The sequence below is a fragment of the Arsenicicoccus bolidensis DSM 15745 genome, assembly GCF_000426385.1.
GTDB classification, from domain to species: Bacteria; Actinomycetota; Actinomycetes; order Actinomycetales; family Dermatophilaceae; genus Arsenicicoccus; species Arsenicicoccus bolidensis.
In genome coordinates, this window is the sequence record NZ_AUFG01000018.1 from 37,332 (window position 1) to 58,847 (window position 21,516).

Below are 21,516 nucleotides of genomic sequence, written 5' to 3' on the forward strand. Positions count from 1 at the left end.
CCTGGAGGACAACGATGTTCCGGTTGGACGAGGACCACGAGGAGCTGCGGGCCCTGGCCCGCGAGATCGCGACCGAGCAGGTCGCGCCGCACGCCGCAGCGGTGGACGCCGAGGGGCGCTTCCCCCGCGAGTCGGTCGAGGCGCTCACGCGAGCAGGGCTGCACGCCATCGGGATTCCCGAGCAGTATGGCGGTCAGGGTGCGAGCCTGCTCGGGTCCGCGGTCGTGGCCGAGGAGATCGCCCGGGCGTGCACCACGACCCAGCAGGTCATCGGGGGCAACGAGCTGTTCACCTGGCCGCTGCTGCTCGGCGGGTCCGAGGAGGTCAAGCAGCGCTACCTGACGCGGATCGCCGCGGGCGAGTGCCTCGGGGCGTTCGCGCTGTCCGAGCCCGAGGCCGGCAGCGACGTCGCCGCGATGACGACGCGGGCCCGGCGCGAGGGCGACCACTACGTCCTCAAGGGCACCAAGCGCTGGATCACCAACGCGGGCGAGGCGGGGCTCTACGTCGTCTTCGCGGTCACCGACCCGCAGGCGGGGGCGCGCGGCATCTCGGCCTTCGTCCTGGAGGCCACGGACGAGGGCATCGAGCTCGGTGGCCTGGAGCGCAAGATGGGGCTCAAGGGCTCCCCCACCCGCGAGGTCGTGATGCGCGACGTCCGCATCCCCGCCGACCGGATCGTCGGCGAGGAGGGGCAGGGGCTGCGGCTGGCCCTCGGGACGCTGGACCGCACCCGCGCGATCGTCGCCGCGCAGGCCGTCGGCGTGGCCCAGGGCGCGCTCGACGTGGCCGTCCGCTACGCCCGCGAGCGCCGCCAGTTCGGTCGACCGATCGGCGAGTTCCAAGGCGTGGCCTTCATGCTCGCCGACATGGAGATGCGGCTGCGCGCCGCGCGCCTGCTGACCTACGCCGCCGCGGAGGAGGCCGAGGCCGCCGGCCCCGACATGAGCGTCGCGGGCGCCACCGCCAAGTGCTTCGCCTCGGACGCGGCCATGGCCATCACCGTCGACGCGGTCCAGGTGCTGGGCGGGGCGGGCTACACCGCGGACTTCCCCGTCGAGCGGATGATGCGCGACGCCAAGATCACCCAGATCTACGAGGGGACCAACCAGATCCAGCGGATCGTCGTCTCGCGGGCGCTCCTCGGCGCCCGGTGACAGACTGCACCCACGACCAGCAAGGAGGCTCGTCATGACCGTCAGCACCACGCCCGTCGCGATCGTCGGGGCAGGACCCGCCGGGCTCATGCTCTCCCACCTGCTCGCCCAGCGCGGGATCGAGTCCGTGGCGATCGACACCCGCACCCGCCAGGACATCGAGACCACCCACCGTGCGGGGATCCTCGAGGCGGACAGCGCGCGGATGCTCCTCGACGGGGTCTCCGACCGGATCCTGCGCGACGGCTACGAGCACGAAGGGGTCGAGCTGCGGCTGCACGGCCAGGGGCACCGCATCGACTTCCAGGAGCTCGTGGGCGCCTCGGTCTGGCTCTATCCGCAGACGGACGTCTTCATCGACCTCGCGGACGCTCGGGAGCGCGACGGCGGGGACGTGCGCTTCGGGGTCACCGAGGTGGAGGTCGACGGCGTCGAGACGGACTGTCCCACGGTGCGCTTCACGGACGCAAGCGGTGAGCGTCACGAGCTGCGGGCGACCTATGTCGTCGGGGCAGACGGGTCGCGCAGCGAGTGCCGACGGCTGGTGCCCGAGACCCGCCGACGCGTCTACGGCAAGGAGTACCCCTTCGCGTGGTTCGGGATCCTGTGCGAGGCGCCGATGAGCGCCCCCGAGCTCATCTATGCCCAGTCCGGCCGCGGCTTCGCCCTGATCAGCCAGCGCACCGACAGCATCCAGCGCATGTACCTCCAGTGCGAGCCCGACGAGGACGTGCACGCCTGGAGCGAGGACCAGATCTGGTCGGAGCTGCAGGCGCGCGTCGCCGGGGACGGCTTCGAGCTCAGGACCGGCCCGATCTTCGAGCGGGCCCGCCTCAACTTCCGCTCCTTCGTGCAGGAGCCGATGAGCCACGGCCGGCTCGTGCTGGCCGGGGACGCCGCGCACACCGTGCCGCCCACCGGCGCCAAGGGCCTCAACCTCGCCCTGGCCGACGTCAAGGTGCTGGCGGAGGTGCTCGAGCAGGCCCTCCACACCCAGGACGTCGGGGTGCTCGAGACCTACGGCCCGCGGGCCCTCGCGCGCGTATGGCGCTCGCAGAACTTCTCCTACTGGATGACCCAGATGCTGCACACGCCGCCCGGTGCGGACGCCTTCGACGTGCGCCGCCAGATGGGCGAGCTCGAGACCGTGACCTCGACCAAGCAGGGCCGCGCCTACGTCGCCGAGTGCTACACCGGCTGGCCCAACCACCCCATCGGAGGATGAAAGGACGATGACGAGCGCGACGACGCCCTGGGAGGGCAAGGTCTGGTCCGGCGGCTGGGTCGACGGCTCCGGCCGACCCGCCGACGTGACCGACAAGGCGACCGGCGAGACCCTCGGGCAGGTCGGGACCGCCACCACCGAGGACCTCGACCGTGCCGTCGAGCAGGCCCGGGACGCCCAGCGCGAGTGGGCGGCGCAGCCCTATCCCGCGCGAGCCGCCGTGATGCACAAGGCCGCTCAGCTCCTCGAGGCGGCGCCGGACCGGCTCGCGCCGTGGCTGGTGCGCGAGGCGGGGTCGGGTCAGGGCAAGGCGGCCTTCGAGGTCGGGCTCGTCGTCGCCGAGCTCCAGGAGGCCGCCGCGACGGCCGCGGCGCCCTACGGCGAGGTGCTGCGCTCGGCCAAGCCCCGCCTGTCGATCGCGCGCTACGTCCCCTACGGCGTCGTCGGGGTCGTGTCACCGTTCAACTTCCCGGCGATCCTGTCGATGCGCTCGGTCGCGCCCGCCCTGGCCCTCGGCAACGCCGTGGTCCTCAAGCCCGACCCGCGCACCACGGTCGCGGGCGGTATGGCGCTCGCCCAGCTCTTCGCCGACGCCGGTCTCCCGGCGGGCGTGCTGCACGTGCTGCCCGGCGGTGGCGACCTCGGGGAGGCCCTCGTGGCGCACCCGGACGTGCCGTGCCTGTCGTTCACCGGCTCCACGGCCGTGGGCCGCCGGATCGGCGCGACCGCGGGCGGCCTGCTCAAGCAGGTGCACCTCGAGCTGGGCGGCAACAACGCCCTGCTGGTGCTGCCCGACGCCGACGTCGAGGCCGCCGCCTCGGCCGGCGCGTGGGGGTCCTTCCTGCACCAGGGCCAGATCTGCATGACGACCGGGCGGCACCTCGTGCCCGCGTCCCTGGCCGAGGACTACGCCCGGGCCCTCGCCACCCGCGCCGAGCGGCTGACCGTCGGCGACCCGACCGACCCGGCCAACGCGCTGGGGCCGATCATCGACGAGCGCCAGCGCGACCGCGTGCACGACGTGGTCACGCGCGCCGTCGACGCCGGCGCGCGGCTGGACGCCGGCGGCACCTACGACGGGCTCTTCTACCGCCCCACCGTCCTGTCGGGGGTGGCGGCGCAGAGCCCGGCTTTCACCGACGAGATCTTCGGCCCGGTCGCCCCGATCACGACCTACGAGTCCGTGCACGAGGCGATCGACCTGATCAACGCCAGCGAGTACGGCCTGTCGGTGGGCGTCCTCACGGGTGACGCGCTGGCGGCATACGAGCTCTCCGACCGCATCGAGACCGGCATGCTGCACATCAACGACCAGACCGTCGACGACGAGGCGGTGATCCCCTTCGGCGGGGTCAAGGCCTCCGGCAGCGGCGGCCACTTCGGCGGCGCCCGGGCCAACCTCGAGACCTTCTGCCACCTGCAGTGGGTGACCCTGCAGAGCCGGATCGCGACCTACCCCTTCTGACCGCGCTGGACGTGGTGGATCCGGCTGCGGCGCGCGCCACCCCCGCGCTCCCAGCGCGCACCCTGCACACCGGGTCGCCGCGCGGGCCCTGCTCGGCAGCAGCGAGCCCCGGCCTGCCGCTCAGCCCGCCGCTCAGCCGCTGCGCCATCGGCCGAGCACCGTGCGGCGGTCGGAGTCGCGCAGCAGTCGGCGAGCCACCTCGGGGTCGGCCACCTCGGGGTGGGGCGGGTCCAGCGCTGCGTCCACGGCGATCAGCTCGGGCGAGTGCTCGCGCACCAGAGCGTCGGTCACGAGGTAGCCATGCCGCTCGAGCACCATCTGCTCCCCCGGCGTGAACGCGTCGAGGTCGGTGCGGATCGCGTTGACGAGCTCGACCACGTCGGGTGGATAGCCCACGACCTCGTCCAGCGCCCAGGTGGCGCCGGCGAGCTCGCCCGCGCTCATCGAGGAGTGCAGCCACCGCAGCCGCACCGAGGTGCCCCCGTCCGACGCGATGGACATGGTGCGCAGCATCTGGCCGAGCGGGGTGCGGGTCGTGCGGGCGCGGAAGACGCCGCCGCCGTCCGAGACGAGGACGGCGGCGTGGTCCTTCCACACCGGCTCGAGCCCGAGGTTGTCGTAGACGCCGCCGTCGGACAGCGGGATGCTGCGGCGGATCGCGTCGCGGGTCTCGGCCGCCTCGCGCCCCGCCACCCCGCCGCGCAGGTCGAGCCCGCGACCGTCGAGGCGCCACGGCCCGAAGACGGGCGGGAACGCGCAGGACGTCGCCACCACGTCCGCCACCCGCAGCCAGGGCGGAGGCGGGCCGAAGCCGAGGCGGTAGTCGCCCATCCAGCCCGCCGGGCGCACCGCGGTGGGGTCGTAGAACCGCCAGTCCACGCCGTAGGCCACGTCGGTCGCCCCCGTCACCGTCGAGGCGCCGACGACCCCCAGGTCACGCAGCGGCGTTGCCCACCAGTCGATCTCGCGCGCGAACCCGTCGGCCATGGCGCGCACGGCCCCGTCCTGGACCAGCCACCGGTCGGGCCGCAGCCGACTCAGCAGCGCGGGCGTGCGCACGTTGGTCGAGGCCAGCCGGCGCGCCGGTCCGGCCACCAGCTCCTCGAAGCCCTCGATGCGCGTGGCCCCGCCATCCCCGCCGGCCCCGCTCGGCCACCCGAGCCGCGGGTCGCACAGCAGGTTGGCGATGATCGAGCCCCCGGACACCCCGGACACGGTGCGAAGGCGCCCGAGGATGCCCAGCTCGTCCAGCCGCCGCGTCGACCCGAGGTGGAACATCGCAGCCCGGAAGCCGCCGCCCGACAGGCACAGGCCCGTGCCGTGACGGTCGGCCCAGGGCACCTCGACGGGCTTGCCGAGGTCGATGCCCGGCCGCTGGTGCTTGCCCGCGTCGAGCTGGTCGGAGGCGGCGCGACCGGCCTGCGGTGGCGGGTCGAGGGGCGTGCGCCACGAGGAGGATTCGTTCACGGGCCCACCCCATCACAGACCACCGACAGACCGTGCCAGGCGCCGCCCTCGCGGCCACGGTCGAGCGGACGCTACCGCTCCCCTCACCGCCGGCGGGCGGTCACCAGGACGTATGGCGTGCTCCACCGCACGGCGCCGTCACCGTCGAGGTGCTCGGTGAAGGCGTCGACGAAGCGACCCCGCAGGGCGGCCCGCTCGGCGGGCGTCAGCCCCTCCACGACGGCCACGTGCAGCGGCGACACGTGCAGGACCCAGTCCGCCGCACCCCGCGCTGACGCGAACTCCCAGTCGTGGCGCCGGTGCTCGACCCGGACGTCGTCGAAGAAGGGGGCCAGCCGAGACTCGGCGACCTGCTCGTCCGCCCAGGCGAACGGCATACGGTCCGGGGAGCACACCGACACGTAGGGGGCCAGGGGGCGGCCGAAGGGGTCGTCCGGCCACCGCTCCCAGGCGGTGTAGGCGAACAGCCCGCCGGAGCGGAGCATCTGCGCGATGGCGGCCGTGCAGGCCGCGGTGTCGGGCACGAAGGCGTGGCCGGCGCACGACGCGACCACGTCGGCGGGCCCCCGTGACGTGGCGCGGTCGGCCGTCTCCGGGTCCGCGAGATCCCCTGCCACCCAGTCGATCTGGTGGCCGGCGCGATCCGCGCGATCCGCGGCGAGCGCCAGCAGCTCGGGCGTCAGGTCGACGCCGGTGACGGTGGCACCGCGGGCCGCCGCCTGCAGGGCGACGTTGCCCACCCCGCAGGCGGCGTCCACGAGACGCGTGGCGGTCAGCCCACCGACCGCACGTTCGCACGCATCCAGCAGCGCCGCCCCCATCGGCAGCAGCCGCTCCCCCACCTGCGTGTAGTCGCCTCGTGCCCACATGCGGACGACCCTAGGCCATATTGATAATAATTCTCAAACGAGCCCGAGCGGCAGGCCCGTCGCATACTCCCCGTCGACCACCGGACCGAGGTCGTCCTCGATCCCCAGACGGCGGGCGAGCCCGGTGAGCGAGGGCCCCAGCGGCGCGTCCAGCTGCCAGGTCGCCTGGTCGTCGCCACGGGTGCGACCCCGGGTGATGATGCCGACGGGCAGCCCGAGCGCGTCCGCCCGCCGCACGAACCGGTAGCCGCTCATCACCTGCAGGCTCGACCCGAGCACGAGCAGCGCCGAGGCGGCCTCGACCCGGCGATAGGCCTCCTCGACCCGCTCCCGCGGCACGGACTCGCCGAAGAAGACGACGTCGGGCTTGAGCGCGTCCGACCCGCACACGACGCAGTGGGCCAGGTGGAACCGCTGGACGACGTCGTCGGGCAGGGCGATGTCCCCGTCCGGACGCACCTCGTCGCTGTGGACCTGGAAGTCGGGGTTGGCCTCGGCGAGGCGGCGCTGCACCTCCCCGCGGGAGGTGCGGTCCTCGCAGGTCAGGCAGCGCACGACCGTGAGGGTGCCGTGCAGCTCGATCACGTCCCGGGTGCCCGCCTGCTGGTGCAGCCCGTCGACGTTCTGGGTGATCACGCCGTCCACCAGACCGGCCCGCTGCAGCGCGGCCAGCGCCCGGTGGCCGGCATTGGGGCTGGCGGCGGTGAACCGCTCCCAGCCGACATAGGCCCGCGCCCAGTAGCGGCGCCGCGCCTCGGGACCGCTCAGCAGCTCGGAGTACTGCATCGGCTGGACCCGCCGACGACCGTCGGGCCCGCGATAGTCCGGGATCCCCGACTCGGTGCTCATCCCGGCACCCGTGAGCGCGACGACCCCGCCGTCGTGGACGAGCCGGGCGAGCTGGTCGAGGATCATGGACTGCACCCACCAAGTATGACGTCCGGCCCCGCCGCACGAGCCATAGGCGAAGCCGCACCAACCTCGACATTCAATAACATCAGGTTATAGGATGAGCCCATGATCGACGCCGCTGGACTCCGTGTCATGAAGGCCATCGCCGACGAGGGCAGCTTCACCGGGGCCGCTGCCGCGCTCGGCTACACCCAGCCCGCCATCTCGCAGATGGTGCGGCGCCTCGAGCAGCGCACCGGCACCGTCCTGATCGACCGTGTGGGCCGACAGGTGCGCCTGACCGAGGCCGGGCAGGTGCTCGCGCGCCACGCCGGAGGCGTCCTGGCCGCGCTCGACGCCGCCGAGGAGGAGGTCGCCGCCATCGCCGGGCTGCGCGCCGGCCGGGTGCGGATCATGTCCTTCCCGTCCGCGACCGCGACGATCGTGCCGCCCGCCCTCGCGGCCCTGCACCGCCAGCACCCCGACCTGACGGTGACCTTCAGCGAGAACGAGCCCCCCGAGGCCATCGCCGCCCTGCGCGAGGGCGAGTGCGACCTGGTCGTCGGCTTCTCCTACGAGAGCGGCTCGACGCCGACCGACGAGACCGACCTCGACCTGCTCGTCACCACTCCCCTGCTCGTCGACGAGGTGCGCCTGGCCCTGCCGGTCGACCACCCGCTGGCCGCGCACGAGACCGTGAGCATGGCCGACCTCGCCACCGAGGCCTGGGTCGCGGGCTGCCCCCGGTGCCGCGTCCACATGGTCGGGCTGGCAGCGGACTCGGGCTTCGTGCCCAACCTGGCCTTCGAGACCGAGGACTATGTCGCCCAGCTCGGCCTGGTGGGTGCCGGCCTCGGCGTCGCCCTCATCCCCGACCTGATGCTGCGCCGAGCGGTCAACCCGCACACCGCGATCCGCGACATCACGCCGTGGTCGCGACGCCACATCGTGGCCGTCACCACCCCCGACCTGCAGAAGGTCCCCGCCGTGCAGGCCACCATCGACGCCCTCAAGACCAGCGCGTGCGAGTTCAAGCAGTCCTGACCCAGGTCACCGGCCCCGACGGGCGACCCGCAGCTCGGCGCCGTGGCCGAGCACGGCGAGATCACCGGACTCGTCCGTGCGCTCGATGTGAAACCCGTTGCGCTGCAGCGTGGTCAGCGCGGATGCCGCCGGCTGGCCGTAGTCGTTGTCGAGCCCCACGCTGATCAGCGCCAACGGGGCGTCGAGGTCGGCGAGCAGGTGGGGGTCCTGCTTGGCCGACCCGTGGTGGGCGACCTTGAGGACGTCGACCTGCGGGTGGACGGCCAAGCGGGACAGCGTCGTTCGCGCGTCGGCCGCGAGCTCGGGCTCGGCGTCGCCGGTCAGCAGCGCGGTGGTGCCGCCCACGTCGGCGAGCAGCACCAGGCTCGCGTTGTTGGGCACCGACCCGTCGCGGATCTCCCGCGTCGGGGCGACGACCTCGGCGCTCACGTCGCCGTAGGCCAGCCGGTCCCCCGCCACCAAGGTCTGCGGTCGCAGGTGATGGTCGGACGAGAGCCGGTCGACCCTGGTGGCCTGCGCGGCGGGGTCGCGCGTGGCGGTGACCAGCACGGCGCCCACCGGCCAGCCGTCCAGCACCTCCTCGAGCCCACCGACGTGGTCGTCGTGGAAGTGGGACAGGACGACGGCGTCGATCCGGTCGATCCCCAGGCGGGACAGACAGGGTCGTATGCCGGGGTCGGCCGGCCCGACGTCGACGACGACCGCTCGCCCGGGTCCGGACGACAGGGCGATCCCGTCGCCCTGACCGACGTCGCAGACCACGATCCGCCACCCGGCCACCGGCCACGCGGCCGAGCCGACGGGCACGACGAGGGAGAGGGCGAGGACCACGACCGCGAGCGCCGCCAGGGGGCGGGCCCGGGTCCACCACGCCAGGCGCGGGCCGCTGACCACGAGGACCAGGGTGAGCAGGGCGAGCAGCAGGGCACCGCGTCCTCCGTCGGGCCAGGGCATCGCGCCGTAGGGCACGTCAGCCGCCACACGCGCCACGCGGGCGATGAGCCAGGCCGGCACGGCGGCCGCCCACGCGACCAGGTGAGCCACCGGCACGCTCACGACGGCGACCGCCGCCGTGACGATCCCGAGCACGGTGGTCGGTCCCACGAAGGGAGCCGCCGCGAGGTTGGCGGGGACCCCGACCAGGCTCACCGACGGTTGGAGCATGATCGTCACGGGTCCGCAGGCCACCTGCGCGGCGACCGGGATCGCGAGCGCCGGCCCCCACGAACGGATCCGGTGCGGCAGCACCCTGCCGATGCGCTCGCCCCACGGCGTCGCGAACAGCAGCAGCCCGAGCGTCGCGAGCGAGGACAGCGCAAAGCCGTAGGACCGCGCGAGCCACGGGTCGTAGCAGAGCAGCACGACGATCGCGGCGCCGAGCGCGGGCAGGGCCGACCGGCGCCGCGAGGTGGAGACGCCGAGCAGGCCCACGGCCCCCATCACGGCGGCCCGGATGACGCTGGGCTCGGGGCGGGCCAGCACGACGAAGCCGGCCAGGCCGATCAGCGCCACCACGGGGCGCAGGCGGCGCGACAGACCGAGCAGGGAGCACAGGCCGATCAGCGCAGCCAGGACGATGCTGACGTTGGACCCGGACACCGCGCTGAGGTGACTCATCTGCACCTCGTTCATGTCGGCCGTGAGGTCCGTCGGCGTCAGGCTCGTGTCCCCGATGACGAGTCCCGGCACCAGCCCTGCTGCGTCCTCCGGCACCCCGTCGACCGCAGCACGGAGGGCGGCGCGCACGTGCTCGGCGCCGGCGAGCACCGGGTCCGGCTGACCGACCACGCGTGGCGGGCCCCGGACGGTGACGGAGGCGACGACATCACCGCCCGGCTCGCCGGGCTTGAGCCTGCCGGCCAGCTCGAGCCGCTGGCCCCACCGCACCTGGGTCCAGCGTTCGTCTCCGAAGACGAGGATCGGCGCGGAGACCCGACTGACCGAGCCGCGGCCCTGCACGGTGAGCACCCGCAGCCGCACCATCGTCGCGGGCGCTCGCTCGGCCCCACCGCCCACCACCCGCGGGTCGGACACCACCTCGGCGGTGAGGCGGACGCTCGCGCGCTGCGCCGCCAGCTCGTCCATCGTGCCCGCACCGCGCAGCTCCCGGTGCCCCACGAACGCCGTCAGCGTCAGGGCGATCACCACCCCGGTGATCCCGACGACGGGCACCCACGACCGACCGGACCGACGTCCAGGACGTGCCCGACGCACCGACCACCGCGCCGACGCCACGGTCAGCACGACGCCAGCGGAGGCGACCAGCCCCAGGACCCAGGACGGGCGGTCCAGCAGGGCCGCGGTCAGGGCCCACGCGACGCAGGCCGGCAGGAGGAGGCGAACGTCCGAGGGCGTCTGCGGTCGGATGTCGTCGAGCCACCGCGACGGTCGTCTCGCGCTCCCCGACGACTGCCCGAGCCCGAGCAGTCGTCGGGCCTGGTCCTGGCGCTCGCGGCGGCGGGCGGCCTGAAGCTCCCGTGTCCCGGACACCTCCTCCGCGCCGGAGCCGCGAGCGCCACGTCGATCGTGCGCCCCCGCTCCGCCGGGGCCGGACGCCTCGGGGCGATCGGGAGAGCCGGGGGTCGTCATACGCGCACCTGGGCCCGGAGTCGCTCGAGCAGCTTGGGCCCGATCCCCTGGACCTCTCCGAGCTCGTCGATGCTGCTGAACCGCCCGTGCTGCGTGCGCCACTCCATGATGCGACCCGCGATCGCCGGACCGACGCCGGGCAGGGTGTCCAGCTGCTCCACGGTCGCCGTGTTGAGGTCGACCGGGGCACCCGGGGCCGCGGTCCCCGCCGCACCGCCACCGCTGGGCGACGTGCCTCCCGGGGGCGACACCCCGCCTGGCGATCCGGACTGGACCGGCGCCTTCTCGCCGGGGCGCGGCACATAGACCTGCTCGCCGTCGACGAGGACCCGAGCCTGGTTGAGGCCCCCGAGGTCGGCCCCGGGCAAGGCCCCACCCGCGGCCGCGAGCGCGTCCACCACCCGGGCCCCAGGAGCGAGACGGACCACGCCGTGGCGCCGCACCTGACCGCCGACGTCCACGATCACCCCGGTCGACGCCGGGGAGGGCGTCGCGGCTGCGGGGCCGGTCCCACCGCCCCGACCCGGAGACGTGGCCGCCACGCTCGATCCGCCACGCTGCACCCCGTCGCCCGCCTCGCGGTCGGCAGCCGCCGAGGGGACCGGCTCAGGCTCCCCCTGGCTGCGCGCCATGGCCACGCGGACGCCGAAGGCGACGCCCGCGAGCACCAGCACCAGGAGCAGGGCGAGCACCGCGGTCCAGCGGGGCTGCCAGGTGGCGCCGACCAACCGGCTCGGCAGCGACACGACCGCTGGCGCCGGTGGACGATGCCGCCCGGAGCCCTCGGGCGGGGACGGCGACAGCCGCCCACGACGCTCCAGCGCGTCCGGGCCATAGACGCGCTCCACGACGTTGTCGGGCAGGTCGTCCAGCGACTCGACCGCTCCCGATCGGGGCAGCTCCATCCGCCACGAGGGGTCGCCCTCGCGCGTCTCGGTCGCGGTGATCCGCGCGAGCCGCTCCAGGTCCGGTGGTGGTGGTCGACGTGCCATGAGCGCGACGCTAGGTCCGCGCGCCCGGGCCTGGCAGGGCACGCGCCGCGCCTGTGGACAGTCGTCCCCGCGTCGCGTCAGGGTGTGGACAAGTCGGTGAACAGACGGGTTCCGCCACGTCGTCGATGAGCATCTCGAGCGAGAGCTCGGCTGACCAACCGATCCCGACGATCGGGCAGGGATGCTCACCGAGCGGGGCGGGCCGCTGCGAGCTCGGCGACCAGGTCATCGACGACCACGCCGCCGTCGCTCAGCACCACCTCGAGCGCCGATGCGGCAGACCGGAGGGAGGCCACCTGGACGTCACGGTCCATGGGGGTCGGGATGAACCACCCCACCGTGACCCCGTGCCGCGTCGCCATGCCCACCTCCCGATGTGTATCCGTGTGCACACCCTAGGGGCGCGGGGAGACGACGACCGCGGTCGTCCCGGGTCCGACGTGGCAGGCGGCCACGGGACCCAGGGGATACACCTCGATGGGGGTGCCGTCGGGACAGCGGACGCGCAGCGCCTCGACCACCTCGTCGGCGCGCAGCTCGGCGTCGAGCTGGTGGACGGCGATGTCGCAGCCGGCCTCGCCGCACGCCTCGGCCGCGGCGACGGACCGGTCGACCATCTCCTTGACCGCGCGCGTGGACGTGCGGACCTTGGCCACCGGCTCGATGTGGCCGTCGTCGATGCCGAGCAGCGGCTTGATCGCCAGGGCGGTGCCGAAGAACGCGGCGGCTCCCCCGATGCGGCCGCCCTTGCGGAGGTAGTCCAACGACTCGACGCAGAAGGTCAGGGTCGCGTCCTCGGCCCGGCGCCGTGCGGCGGCCCCGGCCTCGGCGGCGGTCGCCCCGTCCTCGACCATCGCGGCGGCGGTGAGCACGCCGAAGCCCATCGCCATACCGATGGAGCGGGAGTCCACGACCTCGACCGGGATCGGCGAGCGGGTCGCGGCGAGGACCGCGGCCTCGACCGTGCCGGACAGCTCCGAGGACAGGTGGACCGACAGGACCTCCTCGCAGCCTCGCTCGGCGGCCCGGCGATAGGCCAGCAGGAAGTCGGCGGGCGAGGGGCGCGAGGTGCCGAGCTTCTTGGCGCGGCGCAGGATGCCGGGGACCTGGTCCTGCGGCAGCTCGCCCTCGATGTGCTGCTCCCCGTCGGCGACGAGCACGAGCGGCACGACGTCGATGCCGTGGCGGGTCACCGACTCGGCGGGCAGGTAGCCCGTCGAGTCGGTGACCAGCCCGACGGAGGGGAACAGGGTCGTCATCGATCAGCCGGCGACGATGTTGACCAGCTTGGGCGCCCGCACGATGACCTTGCGGATCGTCTTGCCCTCGAGCAGCCCCTGGATGCGCTCGCTGGCGAGGGCCGCGGCCTCCAGGTCGGCCTCGCTGATGTCGGCGGCCACCTCGAGGCGGTCGCGCACCTTGCCGAGGACCTGCACGACGCACGTGACGGTGTCGTCGACCAGGAGCGCGGGGTCGGCGGCGGGGAACGGCTCGTGGACCACCGAGGCCTCGTGCCCCAGGCGGGACCACAGCTCCTCGGCGATGTGCGGCGCGACCGGCGCCACCATGAGCACGAGCGCCTCGGCGGCTGCGCGCGGCACGACCGGCAGCTTGGTCAGCGCGTTGTTGAGCTCGATGAGCCGGGCGATGGCGGTGTTGAACCGCAGCCCGTCGTAGTCGCGGGCGACCTGGTCGATCGTCTTGTGCAGCAGGCGGCTGGTGGCGTCCTCCATCGCGTCGTCGCCGACCCGCATCTCGCCCGTCTGCTCGTCGACCACGTTGCGCCACAGCCGCTGCAGGAAGCGCTGAGACCCGACGACGGCGCGCGTCTCCCACGGCTTACTCAGCTCGAGCGGGCCCATGGCCATCTCGTAGACGCGGAAGGTGTCGGCGCCGTACTCGTCGTACATCTCGTCCGGGGACACGACGTTCTTGAGCGACTTGCCGATCTTGCCGAACTCGCGGTGCACGACGCTGCCCTGCCAGGTGAAGACGCCGTCGGCGCTCTCCTCGACCTCGGCGGCGGGGACCGGCTGACCCCGGTCGTCGCGGTAGGCGGCGGCCTGGATGTAGCCCTGGGAGAAGTACGTGCGGAAGGGCTCCTCGGAGCTCAGGTGCCCGAGGTCGTGCAGCACCTTGACCCAGAACCGGGCGTAGAGCAGGTGCAGCACGGCGTGCTCGACGCCGCCGACGTAGAGGTCCACGCCACCGGGGTCGGTCGCCCCGGCCGGAGCCCCGGCGACCGTCGTGGTCTGCGGGCCCATCCAGTAGCGCTCGACCTCCGGGTCCACCAGCGCGGTGGCGTTGGCGGGGTCGAGGTAGCGCAGGAAGTACCAGCACGACCCCGCCCAGTTGGGCATGGTGTTGGTCTCGCGGCGGTAGCGCTGAACGCCGCGCCCGTCACCGAGGTCCAGCTCGACCTCGACCCAGTCGCCGGCGCGGGACAGCGGCGGCTCCGGCTCGGACGAGTCGTCGTCGGGGTCGAAGGTCTTGGGCGCGTAGTCCGGGATCTCGGGCAGCTCCAGCGGCAGCATCGACTCGGGCAGCGCGTGCGCGACCCCGTCCTCGTCGAAGACGATCGGGAACGGCTCGCCCCAGTAGCGCTGCCGGCTGAACAGCCAGTCGCGCAGGCGGTAGGTCACGGTGCCCTGACCCCGGCCGGTGCGCTCCAGCCACTCGATCATCGTGGCCCTGGCCTCGTCGAGCGCCATGCCGTCCAGCGACACCTCGTCGTTGCGGGAGTTGACGGCGACCCCGGGTGCGACATACGCCTCGCCGCTGTTGACCGACCCGGGCCACGACGAGTCTCCCTGCGGCGCAACGACGTCCAGGATCGGGATCATGAACTCCGTGGCGAACTCGAAGTCGCGGGCGTCGTGCGCCGGGACGGCCATGATCGCCCCCGTGCCGTAGCCCATGAGGACGTAGTCGGCGATGAACACCGGGACCTCGCGGCCGTCGACCGGGTTGGTCGCGTAGGCGCCGGTGAACACGCCCGTCTTGGTCTTGTCCTCTATCTGGCGCTCGACGTCGCTCTTGCGGGAGGCCGCGAGCTGGTATGCCGCGACCGCCTCGCTGGGGGTGTCGGCGCCACCGGTCCAGTGCATCGGGATGTCGCTCGGCCAGGCGTCGGTGACCAGCTCGTCGACGAGCGGGTGCTCCGGCGCGAGCACCATGAAGGTCGCCCCGAAGAGCGTGTCGGGACGCGTGGTGAACACGTCGATCGGCTCCCCGGCCGGCCCGGTGAAGGTCACGCGGGCGCCGTGCGAGCGGCCGATCCAGTTGCGCTGCATGGTCTTGACCTTGTCCGGCCAGTCCACGCGGTCGAGGTCGTCGGCGAGGCGGTCGGCGTAGGCCGTGATCCGCATCTTCCACTGGCGCAGGGCCTTGCGGAAGACGGGGAAGTTGCCGCGCTCGGAGCGGCCGTCGTTGGTGACCTCCTCGTTGGAGAGGACCGTGCCGAGGCCGGGCGCCCAGTTGACCGGAGCCTCGTCGGCGTAGGCCAGGCGGTGGCCGTCGATGACGGTGGCCTGCTCGGTGGCGCTGAGGTCGCTCCAGCTGCGACCGGCCCACTCCCCCGTGAGCGCGCGAGAGCCGTCGGCCAGCTGCGTGACCAGCTCGGCGATCGGCCGCGCGCGACCGAGTCCCCCGTCGGGGCGGGGGGCGCTCTCGTCATACCAGCTGTTGAAGATCTGCAGGAAGATCCACTGGGTCCAGCGGTAGTAGTCCGGGTCGATGGTGCGGATCGCACGCCGGTCGTCGTGGCCGAGGCCGAGGCGGCGCAGCTGGCGCGCCATGATCACGATGTTGTCCTCGGTCGTCTTGCGCGGGTGCTGACCGGTCTGGACCGCGTACTGCTCCGCCGGCAGGCCGAACGCGTCGTAGCCGAGACAGTGCAGGACGTTCTTGCCGGTCATGCGGTGGTAGCGCGCGTAGACGTCGGTCGCGATGTAGCCCAGCGGGTGCCCGACGTGCAGGCCGGCGCCGCTCGGGTAGGGGAACATGTCGAGGACCAGGAGCTTCTGCGCCTGGGTCAGCGGGTTGTCCGGCTCGGCCCACGGGCCGGCGGGGTTGGGCGCGTGGTAGGTGCCCTGCTGCTCCCAGCGGTCCTGCCAGCTGGTCTCGATCTGCCCGGCCAGCGCGGCGGTGTAGCGGTAGGGGTGCTCGTCGCGCGTCTCGGCGGCCGTGTCCGTCATCGTCTGTCTCCCTGGGTCCTCGGTGTGGCTCGCGTCTGCTCCCGGGCTCGCATGCCTCCAGACACACGAACGCCCCTCACGCAGAGGGGCAGCCGCGCTGATGTCCGGCGTGCTCAGCGCGGCCCGACAAGGAGCTGCTGGTGGGCCACCTCACCAGGCTACCGCAGGGTTATCCCGGGCTCGACGACCAGGCCGTATGCCGAACCGCCCGCGACCGATGGCCGCCCCGTGACCGGGCGGCGCGTGACGGCGGCGCGGCGCCATACGATCGAGTCCTCCCCGCCGTCGCCCACGAGAGGTGCCCCATGCCTGCCCGCCCCTGGACCACGATCGCCCCCGGCCCGCACGACGTGCGACTCGTGGTCGCCGACATGGACGGGACGCTGCTGGACGAGTCCGGCGCCGTGCCCGCGGGCTTCTGGGGGCTGCTGTCACTGATGGGTGAGCGCGGGATCACGTTCGTGCCCGCCAGCGGGCGCCAGCTGGCGACCCTGCAGCGGGTGTTCGAGCGCGCACCGCAGGGGCTGTCCTACATCGCCGAGAACGGCACGCTCGTGGTCCACGACGACGAGGTCGTCTCGACGACCACCGTCTCGGCGGACATCACGCGCGAGGTGGTCGACACGGTGCGCGTCGCCGCCCGCGAGCACGACCTGGGGCTCGTGGTGTGCGGCGTGCGCAGCGCCTACGTCGAGCGCAACGACCCGGCCTTCCTGGCCGAGTGCGAGAAGTACTACGCCAGGCTGGAGGTCGTCGGGGACCTGCACGCCGTCGAGGACGACGTGCTCAAGCTCGCTGTCTACGACTTCGAGGACGCGGAGCGTCACGTGGACGCGATCTTCGGCGAGGTCGCGCGCACCCACCAGGTCGTCCTGTCCGGCCAGCACTGGATCGACATCATGGCCCCGGGGGTCCACAAGGGCCACGGGGTGCGGGCGCTGCAGTCGCGGCTGGGCGTGACGTCCGCGCAGACGGTCGTGCTCGGCGACTACCTCAACGACCTGCAGATGCTGGACACCGCCACCTGGTCGTTCGCGATGGCCAACGCCCACCCCGACCTGATCGAGAGCGCCGCCTATCTCGCGCCCCGCAACACCGAGGACGGCGTCGTCCGGGTCCTGACCCACCTGCTCGGGGCCTGACGGACGTCGTCCAGACCGTCCTCAGCGGGTCGTGCACGTCCCGACGATGCACCGGCGTCACGACGACGACGAGCAGTCGGTCATCCTCGACGGTGTAGAGGAGGCGATGGCTCCCGACACGGATGCGTCGTCCCGCCCGACCGCGAAGCGCTCAGACATACAAAGGGACGGCGTCCCTGGCCGTCACGGTCGAGCATCCCTCTCGCCCATCGATCGGCTTCCGCCTACCGGGGGCTGGGCGCATCTCTGCTGACCTCGTCAAGCCCACCTCGGACACGCCCGCGCTGAAGCCGCTGGACTGCTCTTCATCCCACCGCGACCAGACCGGTCTCGAAGGCCGTGACGACGAGCTGCGCGCGATCTCGGGCGCCCAGCTTGAGGAAGAGCCGGGAGACGTGGGTCTTGGCGGTCAGGGGCGACAGGACCAGGTGCGTGGCGATCTCGGTGTTGGACATCCCCCGCCCCACCAGCGCCAGGATCTCGCGCTCGCGCGGGGTCAGCGAATCCAGCCGACCGTCGGGTTCGGCCGTCGCCGCGGGGGTGGCGGGCCGGTCTGCCGCGCGGGTCTCTCCCTCCACGAACGCGGCGATCAGTCGCTTGGTCACCTGAGGGGCGAGCAGCGCCTGACCGTCGTGCACCAGATGGACCGCCTCGATCAGCGAGGTCGGCTCGATGTCCTTGAGCAGGAAGCCGGAGGCGCCCGCCCGCAGCGTGCCGAAGACGTACTCGTCCAGCTCGAAGGTCGTCAGGACCACGACCTTGGTGGCCGCCAGACGCTGGTCGCCGGTGATCCTGCGGGTGGCCCCCAGGCCGTCCAGGATCGGCATACGCACGTCCATCAGCACCACGTCGGGCCTGGTCAGCAGCGCCGTCCGCACCGCCTCGGCGCCGTCCGCGGCCTCGCCGACGACCTGCACGTCCGCCTCGGACTCCAGCAACGCCCGGAACCCGGCCCGCACGAGCGCCTGGTCGTCGGCGATCAGGACCCGGATCATGGCGCCCACCGCCCGCCGGCACCGGTGACCGCGCGCGGGGACAGGTCGCGGTCCCCGCTGCCGTCCGTGGGCAGACGAGCCAGCACCCGCCACCCTCCACCGGGCCGGGGACCCGCCTCGAGCGAACCGCCGACGGCGGCGGCCCGCTCGCGCATCCCCCGCACCCCGAGGCCCGCGCCCTGCACGGAGGCGTGGTCCCCCGGCCTGCGCCCGTCGTCCTCGACGAGGATCAGCACGCCGTCCTCGACCCGGGTGATGCGCACCCGCGCGGTGGTAGGACCGGCGTGGCGCATCACGTTCGTGATGGCCTCCTGGACGATGCGGTAGCCGGTGGCGCGGACCGGGACCGGCAGCCAGCCGACCTCAGGATCGATCTGGGCGTCCAGCTCGACCCCCGCCGACGTGACGCTGCCATAGAGGTCGTCGAGGTCCGGCAGTCCCAGGACGGGGGCCAGCGGGGCGCCGGCGGACCCGTCGTCGTCCCGCAGGGTGCCCAGCATGGAACGCAGGTCGGCCAGGGCGTCCCCGCTGACCTTCTTGATGTCGCGCAACGTGGCGCGCGCCCGACCCGGGTCACGCTCCAGCAGGTGGGCACCCACCCCCGCCTGCACGTTGATGGCCACCATGGCGTGGGCGACGACGTCATGGACGTCGCGGGCGATCCGGAGCCGCTCCTCCCCCACGCGGCGCCGGGCCTCCTCCTCCCGCGACCGCTCGGCGATCGCGACCCGGTCCAGCAGGACCGCCGTGTAACGACGGCGGTCGTGGGCGGCGACACCGAGAGCCAGCGGCAGGGCCACCAGGCCCAGGTTCTTGGCCGTGTCCCATTCGAGCACCGAGTGCGGGCTGAAGGTCTGCAGGATCAGCAGCACCGCGGGCAGGGCGACGGCCCCGGCCAGCACCGCCGTGCGCCGGCCACGACGGGACGCGACCTCGTAGGTGCAGATGACCGCGGGGATGACCACCGAGTTGTAGGTCTTGGTGGTCGACAGCACCCCGACGACCCCCACGAGGGCGAGCCCCAGCGCCACGAGCGGCAACCGCCGCCGCACCAGCAGCGGCAGCGCCGCGAGCACCGTTGCGACAGCCCCGATCCCGCTGGGGCGGGCCGTGTCGAGCACCTGCGCCTCGACGCCCATCGCCACCACGGAGACGATGACGAGCACCACGTCGACGACGACGGGACGATCGCGCAACCAGGTCACCCTCTGACGCTAGACCCGCAGGCCCCCGCCCCGCGTCCTCCCTGGGGAGTATTCGCGGGGCGGGGGCCTGCGGGCGATGGCTACTCGGCGAGGCCGATCCGGTCGTGCAGCCTCCGCAACCCCATGGGCGCCCACCAGGTCCACTTGCCCATCACCCCCATCAGGGCGGGGACGAGGAAGGAGCGGACGACGAAGGCGTCCAGCAGGACACCCATGGCCGTGGCGATCCCGATCTGCTGCATGAAGGAGATGGAGCTGGTGCTGAACGCCCCGATCGCGACGGCCAGCAGGATGGCCGCGGCCGTCACCACGCTCCCCGTCCGCCCGAGCCCCTGAGCGACCGCCTCCTTGTCGGCGGAGCCGGCATCGCGCGCCTCGCGGATCCGACCGAAGAGGAAGACCCCGTAGTCGGTGGACAACGCGAACACGAGGGCTGCAGCCACGAGGAAGTTGGCCGGTTCGACGCCCCCGTTCGGGGTGTAGCCGAGCAGGTCCGTCAGCCTTCCCGCCTGGTAGACGAAGGTGATGGCGCCGAGCGCCACCCCGACGGTCAGGGCATTCATCACGACCGCCATCAGGGGCAGGACGACCGATCCGGTCATCAGCCACAGCACCAGCACGGTCAGCACCACCAGCAGGGCTGCGGCGGCCGGCAGAGCTCCGGCGATCGCCGACTGCTGGTCGACGAACTCAGCCGCCGGGCCCGCCACCAACGCGTCGGTGCCGCTGTCGGCCGCTGCCGCCCGGATGTCCTCGACCAGACGTCGTGCCGTCTCGCCCGCAGGGTCGCCGGTGGCGCGCAGGTCGACCTGCCAGGTGTCGCTGCCCAGGTCCCGCACCTCAGCCGGTCCGACGAGCCCGGGCAGGTCCGAGGCCCGCTGCGCCAGCGCAGAGACGGCGCCGGCGTCGGAGCTGCTGACGGCGACCGTGACCGGGGATCCCCCGGCGCCGCCATAGCTCGTGGCGAGGGTGTCGGTGACGACCCGAGCGCTGACGTGCCTCGGCACCACGGTGCCGTCGACCGGTGTCCACACAGCGCCGAGCGCCGGGACCGCGAGCACGGCCATCACGGCCGCGGTGGCGAGCGCGATGAGACCGGGCCGCCTCATGACGGCGTGCGCGAAGCGATACCAACGCCCCTCGCCCCTGCCGTGCGACCTGCGCCGCCGGGCCAGCTTGCCGCCCCACAGCCCGATCACCGCGGGGGTGATCAGCAGCGCCATCGCCCCGGAGACCATGGCCACCACGGCGCCCGCGATGCCCATCGACTTCAGGAACCCGACGGGAAACACGATGAGGGTGGCCAGGGCCACGGCAACGGTGACGGCGGAGAACACGACGGTCCGGCCTGCGGTGCGCATGGTGGTCATCAGCGCCTCGGCGGTGGGGCCCTGTCGCTCCAGCTCCTCGCGGTAGCGGCTGAGGAGGAACAGGGTGTAGTCGACGGCCAGCCCGAGACCGAGCCCGATGACGAGGTTCAGGGCGAAGACGCTCAGGCCGTACACCTGGTTGATGCCCGCGAGGGCGAGGAAGGTCCCCGCGATCGTCGCGATGCCGACGGCCAGCGGGAGGATCGCGGCCCTGCCGCCGAAGATCAGGATGGACAGCAGCGCCAGCACGGGGAAGGCGAGCAGCTCGGCCCGGCTGAGGTCCTTGCCGACCTCTTGCCCGAGCTGGGTGCTGGCGACGGCCTGGCCGCCCACCGTGACGTCCTGGGATCCGTCGAACGCCGCGATCACGGCCGTCGCGACGTCGCGCTTGTCCGCGTCGGCGTCTAGCGTGCCCACGACCAGCGCCGAGCTGCCGTCCTCGGCCCTGCCCGCGGGAGCGGCAGCGGCAATGCCGTCGATGGCGGCGAGCGCGGCGACCTGGGTGCCGACCGCTGTGGCGGGTGAGCCCGCAGGGGTGTCGACGACGAGCACGACGCCCGGTGACGGGCTCCGGCCGGTCGCCGCCTCGATCCGCTCGACGGCCCGGGCAGAGTCAGAGCTGGACGCCGTGAAGCCGCCGTCAGCCTGCAGAGACCCGACGACGGGCCCCCCGAAGACACCGGCGAGGACGACGAAGACGAGGGCGGCCAGCAGCGACCGTCTGGGACGGGAGTGGAGGGACGCGACGAGCCGGTCCGGCAAGGACCGCCTGGGGCGGGAGTGGAGTGAGGTCACGAGCCTGTCCAGCAGTGATGTGGTCATGACTCGACCCTCGCGGAGCACGACGCGCGAGGCGTCGTGCTCAGGGGGCAGGTTCTCGCCCCTGCGGGCCGCCCCTACCCCGGGCGG

16 protein-coding genes are annotated in these 21,516 nt (G+C 73.3%); 5 read left to right on the top strand and 11 right to left on the bottom strand.

Going from position 1 to position 21,516, the window contains the following annotated elements; all coding sequences use genetic code 11:
* The first annotated feature begins 14 nt into the window (after positions 1–14).
* From K313_RS0111180 to K313_RS0111190, 3 genes are read left to right on the top strand one after another with little or no spacing between them, the layout of a single operon-like run.
* Positions 15–1,157, top strand: coding sequence for an acyl-CoA dehydrogenase family protein (locus K313_RS0111180; RefSeq protein ID WP_029211689.1), 1,143 nt, complete (start codon positions 15–17; stop codon positions 1,155–1,157).
* Between the two features lie 34 nt (positions 1,158–1,191).
* Complete coding sequence (locus tag K313_RS0111185) at positions 1,192–2,382, top strand: 4-hydroxybenzoate 3-monooxygenase (RefSeq protein WP_029211690.1); 1,191 nt, start codon at positions 1,192–1,194, stop codon at positions 2,380–2,382.
* Positions 2,383–2,389: 7 nt separating this feature from the next.
* Positions 2,390–3,847, top strand: a complete 1,458-nt coding sequence (locus K313_RS0111190) for an aldehyde dehydrogenase family protein (protein ID WP_029211691.1) — start codon at positions 2,390–2,392, stop codon at positions 3,845–3,847.
* A 132-nt stretch (positions 3,848–3,979) separates the two neighbouring features.
* Here K313_RS0111190 and K313_RS0111195 read toward each other — a convergent pair whose 3' ends face one another.
* The 3 genes from K313_RS0111195 to K313_RS0111205 all read right to left on the bottom strand — a co-directional run bounded on the left by K313_RS0111195 (position 3,980) and on the right by K313_RS0111205 (position 7,098).
* Positions 3,980–5,314: a patatin-like phospholipase family protein gene (locus tag K313_RS0111195; protein WP_029211692.1), complete on the bottom strand. Its 1,335-nt coding sequence runs from the start codon at positions 5,312–5,314 to the stop codon at positions 3,980–3,982.
* Between the two features lie 83 nt (positions 5,315–5,397).
* Positions 5,398–6,183 carry a class I SAM-dependent methyltransferase gene (locus K313_RS20895; RefSeq protein WP_029211693.1) on the bottom strand — a complete coding sequence of 262 codons (786 nt, stop codon included), beginning with the start codon at positions 6,181–6,183 and terminating at the stop codon, positions 5,398–5,400.
* A gap of 33 nt (positions 6,184–6,216) precedes the next feature.
* Positions 6,217–7,098: an NAD-dependent protein deacetylase gene (locus K313_RS0111205; RefSeq protein WP_084412750.1), complete on the bottom strand. Its 882-nt coding sequence runs from the start codon at positions 7,096–7,098 to the stop codon at positions 6,217–6,219.
* Positions 7,099–7,200: 102 nt separating this feature from the next.
* Here K313_RS0111205 and K313_RS0111210 point away from each other — a divergent pair, with 102 nt between their 5' ends.
* Entirely contained in the window at positions 7,201–8,118 is a 918-nt protein-coding gene (locus tag K313_RS0111210; protein WP_029211695.1) for a LysR family transcriptional regulator, read from the top strand.
* A gap of 6 nt (positions 8,119–8,124) precedes the next feature.
* Here the strand turns inward: K313_RS0111210 and K313_RS0111215 are convergent, their stop codons facing one another.
* From K313_RS0111215 to leuS, 5 genes are all read right to left on the bottom strand, one after another.
* On the bottom strand, positions 8,125–10,707 hold the full coding sequence (locus K313_RS0111215; protein ID WP_029211696.1) for a ComEC/Rec2 family competence protein: 2,583 nt from the start codon (positions 10,705–10,707) through the stop codon (positions 8,125–8,127).
* On the bottom strand, positions 10,704–11,699 hold the full coding sequence (locus K313_RS24490; protein WP_029211697.1) for a ComEA family DNA-binding protein: 996 nt from the start codon (positions 11,697–11,699) through the stop codon (positions 10,704–10,706). The genes K313_RS0111215 and K313_RS24490 overlap by 4 nt, the downstream gene beginning before the upstream one ends.
* 185 nt (positions 11,700–11,884) lie before the next feature.
* A complete protein-coding gene (locus K313_RS23525) occupies positions 11,885–12,061 on the bottom strand; it encodes a hypothetical protein (RefSeq protein ID WP_156911339.1) in 177 nt (58 codons plus the stop codon).
* Positions 12,062–12,094: 33 nt separating this feature from the next.
* The gene (locus tag K313_RS0111230; protein ID WP_029211698.1) at positions 12,095–12,958 is read right to left on the bottom strand and encodes a DegV family protein; all 864 of its coding nucleotides are present in this window, start codon (positions 12,956–12,958) and stop codon (positions 12,095–12,097) included.
* Between the two features lie 3 nt (positions 12,959–12,961).
* Positions 12,962–15,895, bottom strand: a complete 2,934-nt coding sequence (gene leuS, locus K313_RS0111235; RefSeq protein ID WP_029211699.1) for a leucine--tRNA ligase — start codon at positions 15,893–15,895, stop codon at positions 12,962–12,964.
* Between the two features lie 305 nt (positions 15,896–16,200).
* On the opposite strand from leuS, the gene K313_RS0111240 reads away from it, so the two are divergent.
* Complete coding sequence (locus K313_RS0111240) at positions 16,201–17,037, top strand: Cof-type HAD-IIB family hydrolase (protein ID WP_029211700.1); 837 nt, start codon at positions 16,201–16,203, stop codon at positions 17,035–17,037.
* Positions 17,038–17,342: 305 nt separating this feature from the next.
* Here K313_RS0111240 and K313_RS0111245 read toward each other — a convergent pair whose 3' ends face one another.
* The 3 genes from K313_RS0111245 to K313_RS20905 all read right to left on the bottom strand — a co-directional run bounded on the left by K313_RS0111245 (position 17,343) and on the right by K313_RS20905 (position 21,429).
* Complete coding sequence (locus K313_RS0111245; RefSeq protein WP_029211701.1) at positions 17,343–18,032, bottom strand: response regulator transcription factor; 690 nt, start codon at positions 18,030–18,032, stop codon at positions 17,343–17,345.
* A complete protein-coding gene (locus K313_RS0111250) occupies positions 18,029–19,237 on the bottom strand; it encodes a sensor histidine kinase (protein WP_029211702.1) in 1,209 nt (402 codons plus the stop codon). The genes K313_RS0111245 and K313_RS0111250 overlap by 4 nt, the downstream gene beginning before the upstream one ends.
* A gap of 80 nt (positions 19,238–19,317) precedes the next feature.
* A complete protein-coding gene (locus K313_RS20905) occupies positions 19,318–21,429 on the bottom strand; it encodes an MMPL family transporter (RefSeq protein ID WP_084412742.1) in 2,112 nt (703 codons plus the stop codon).
* Between the last annotated feature and the right edge of the window lie 87 nt (positions 21,430–21,516).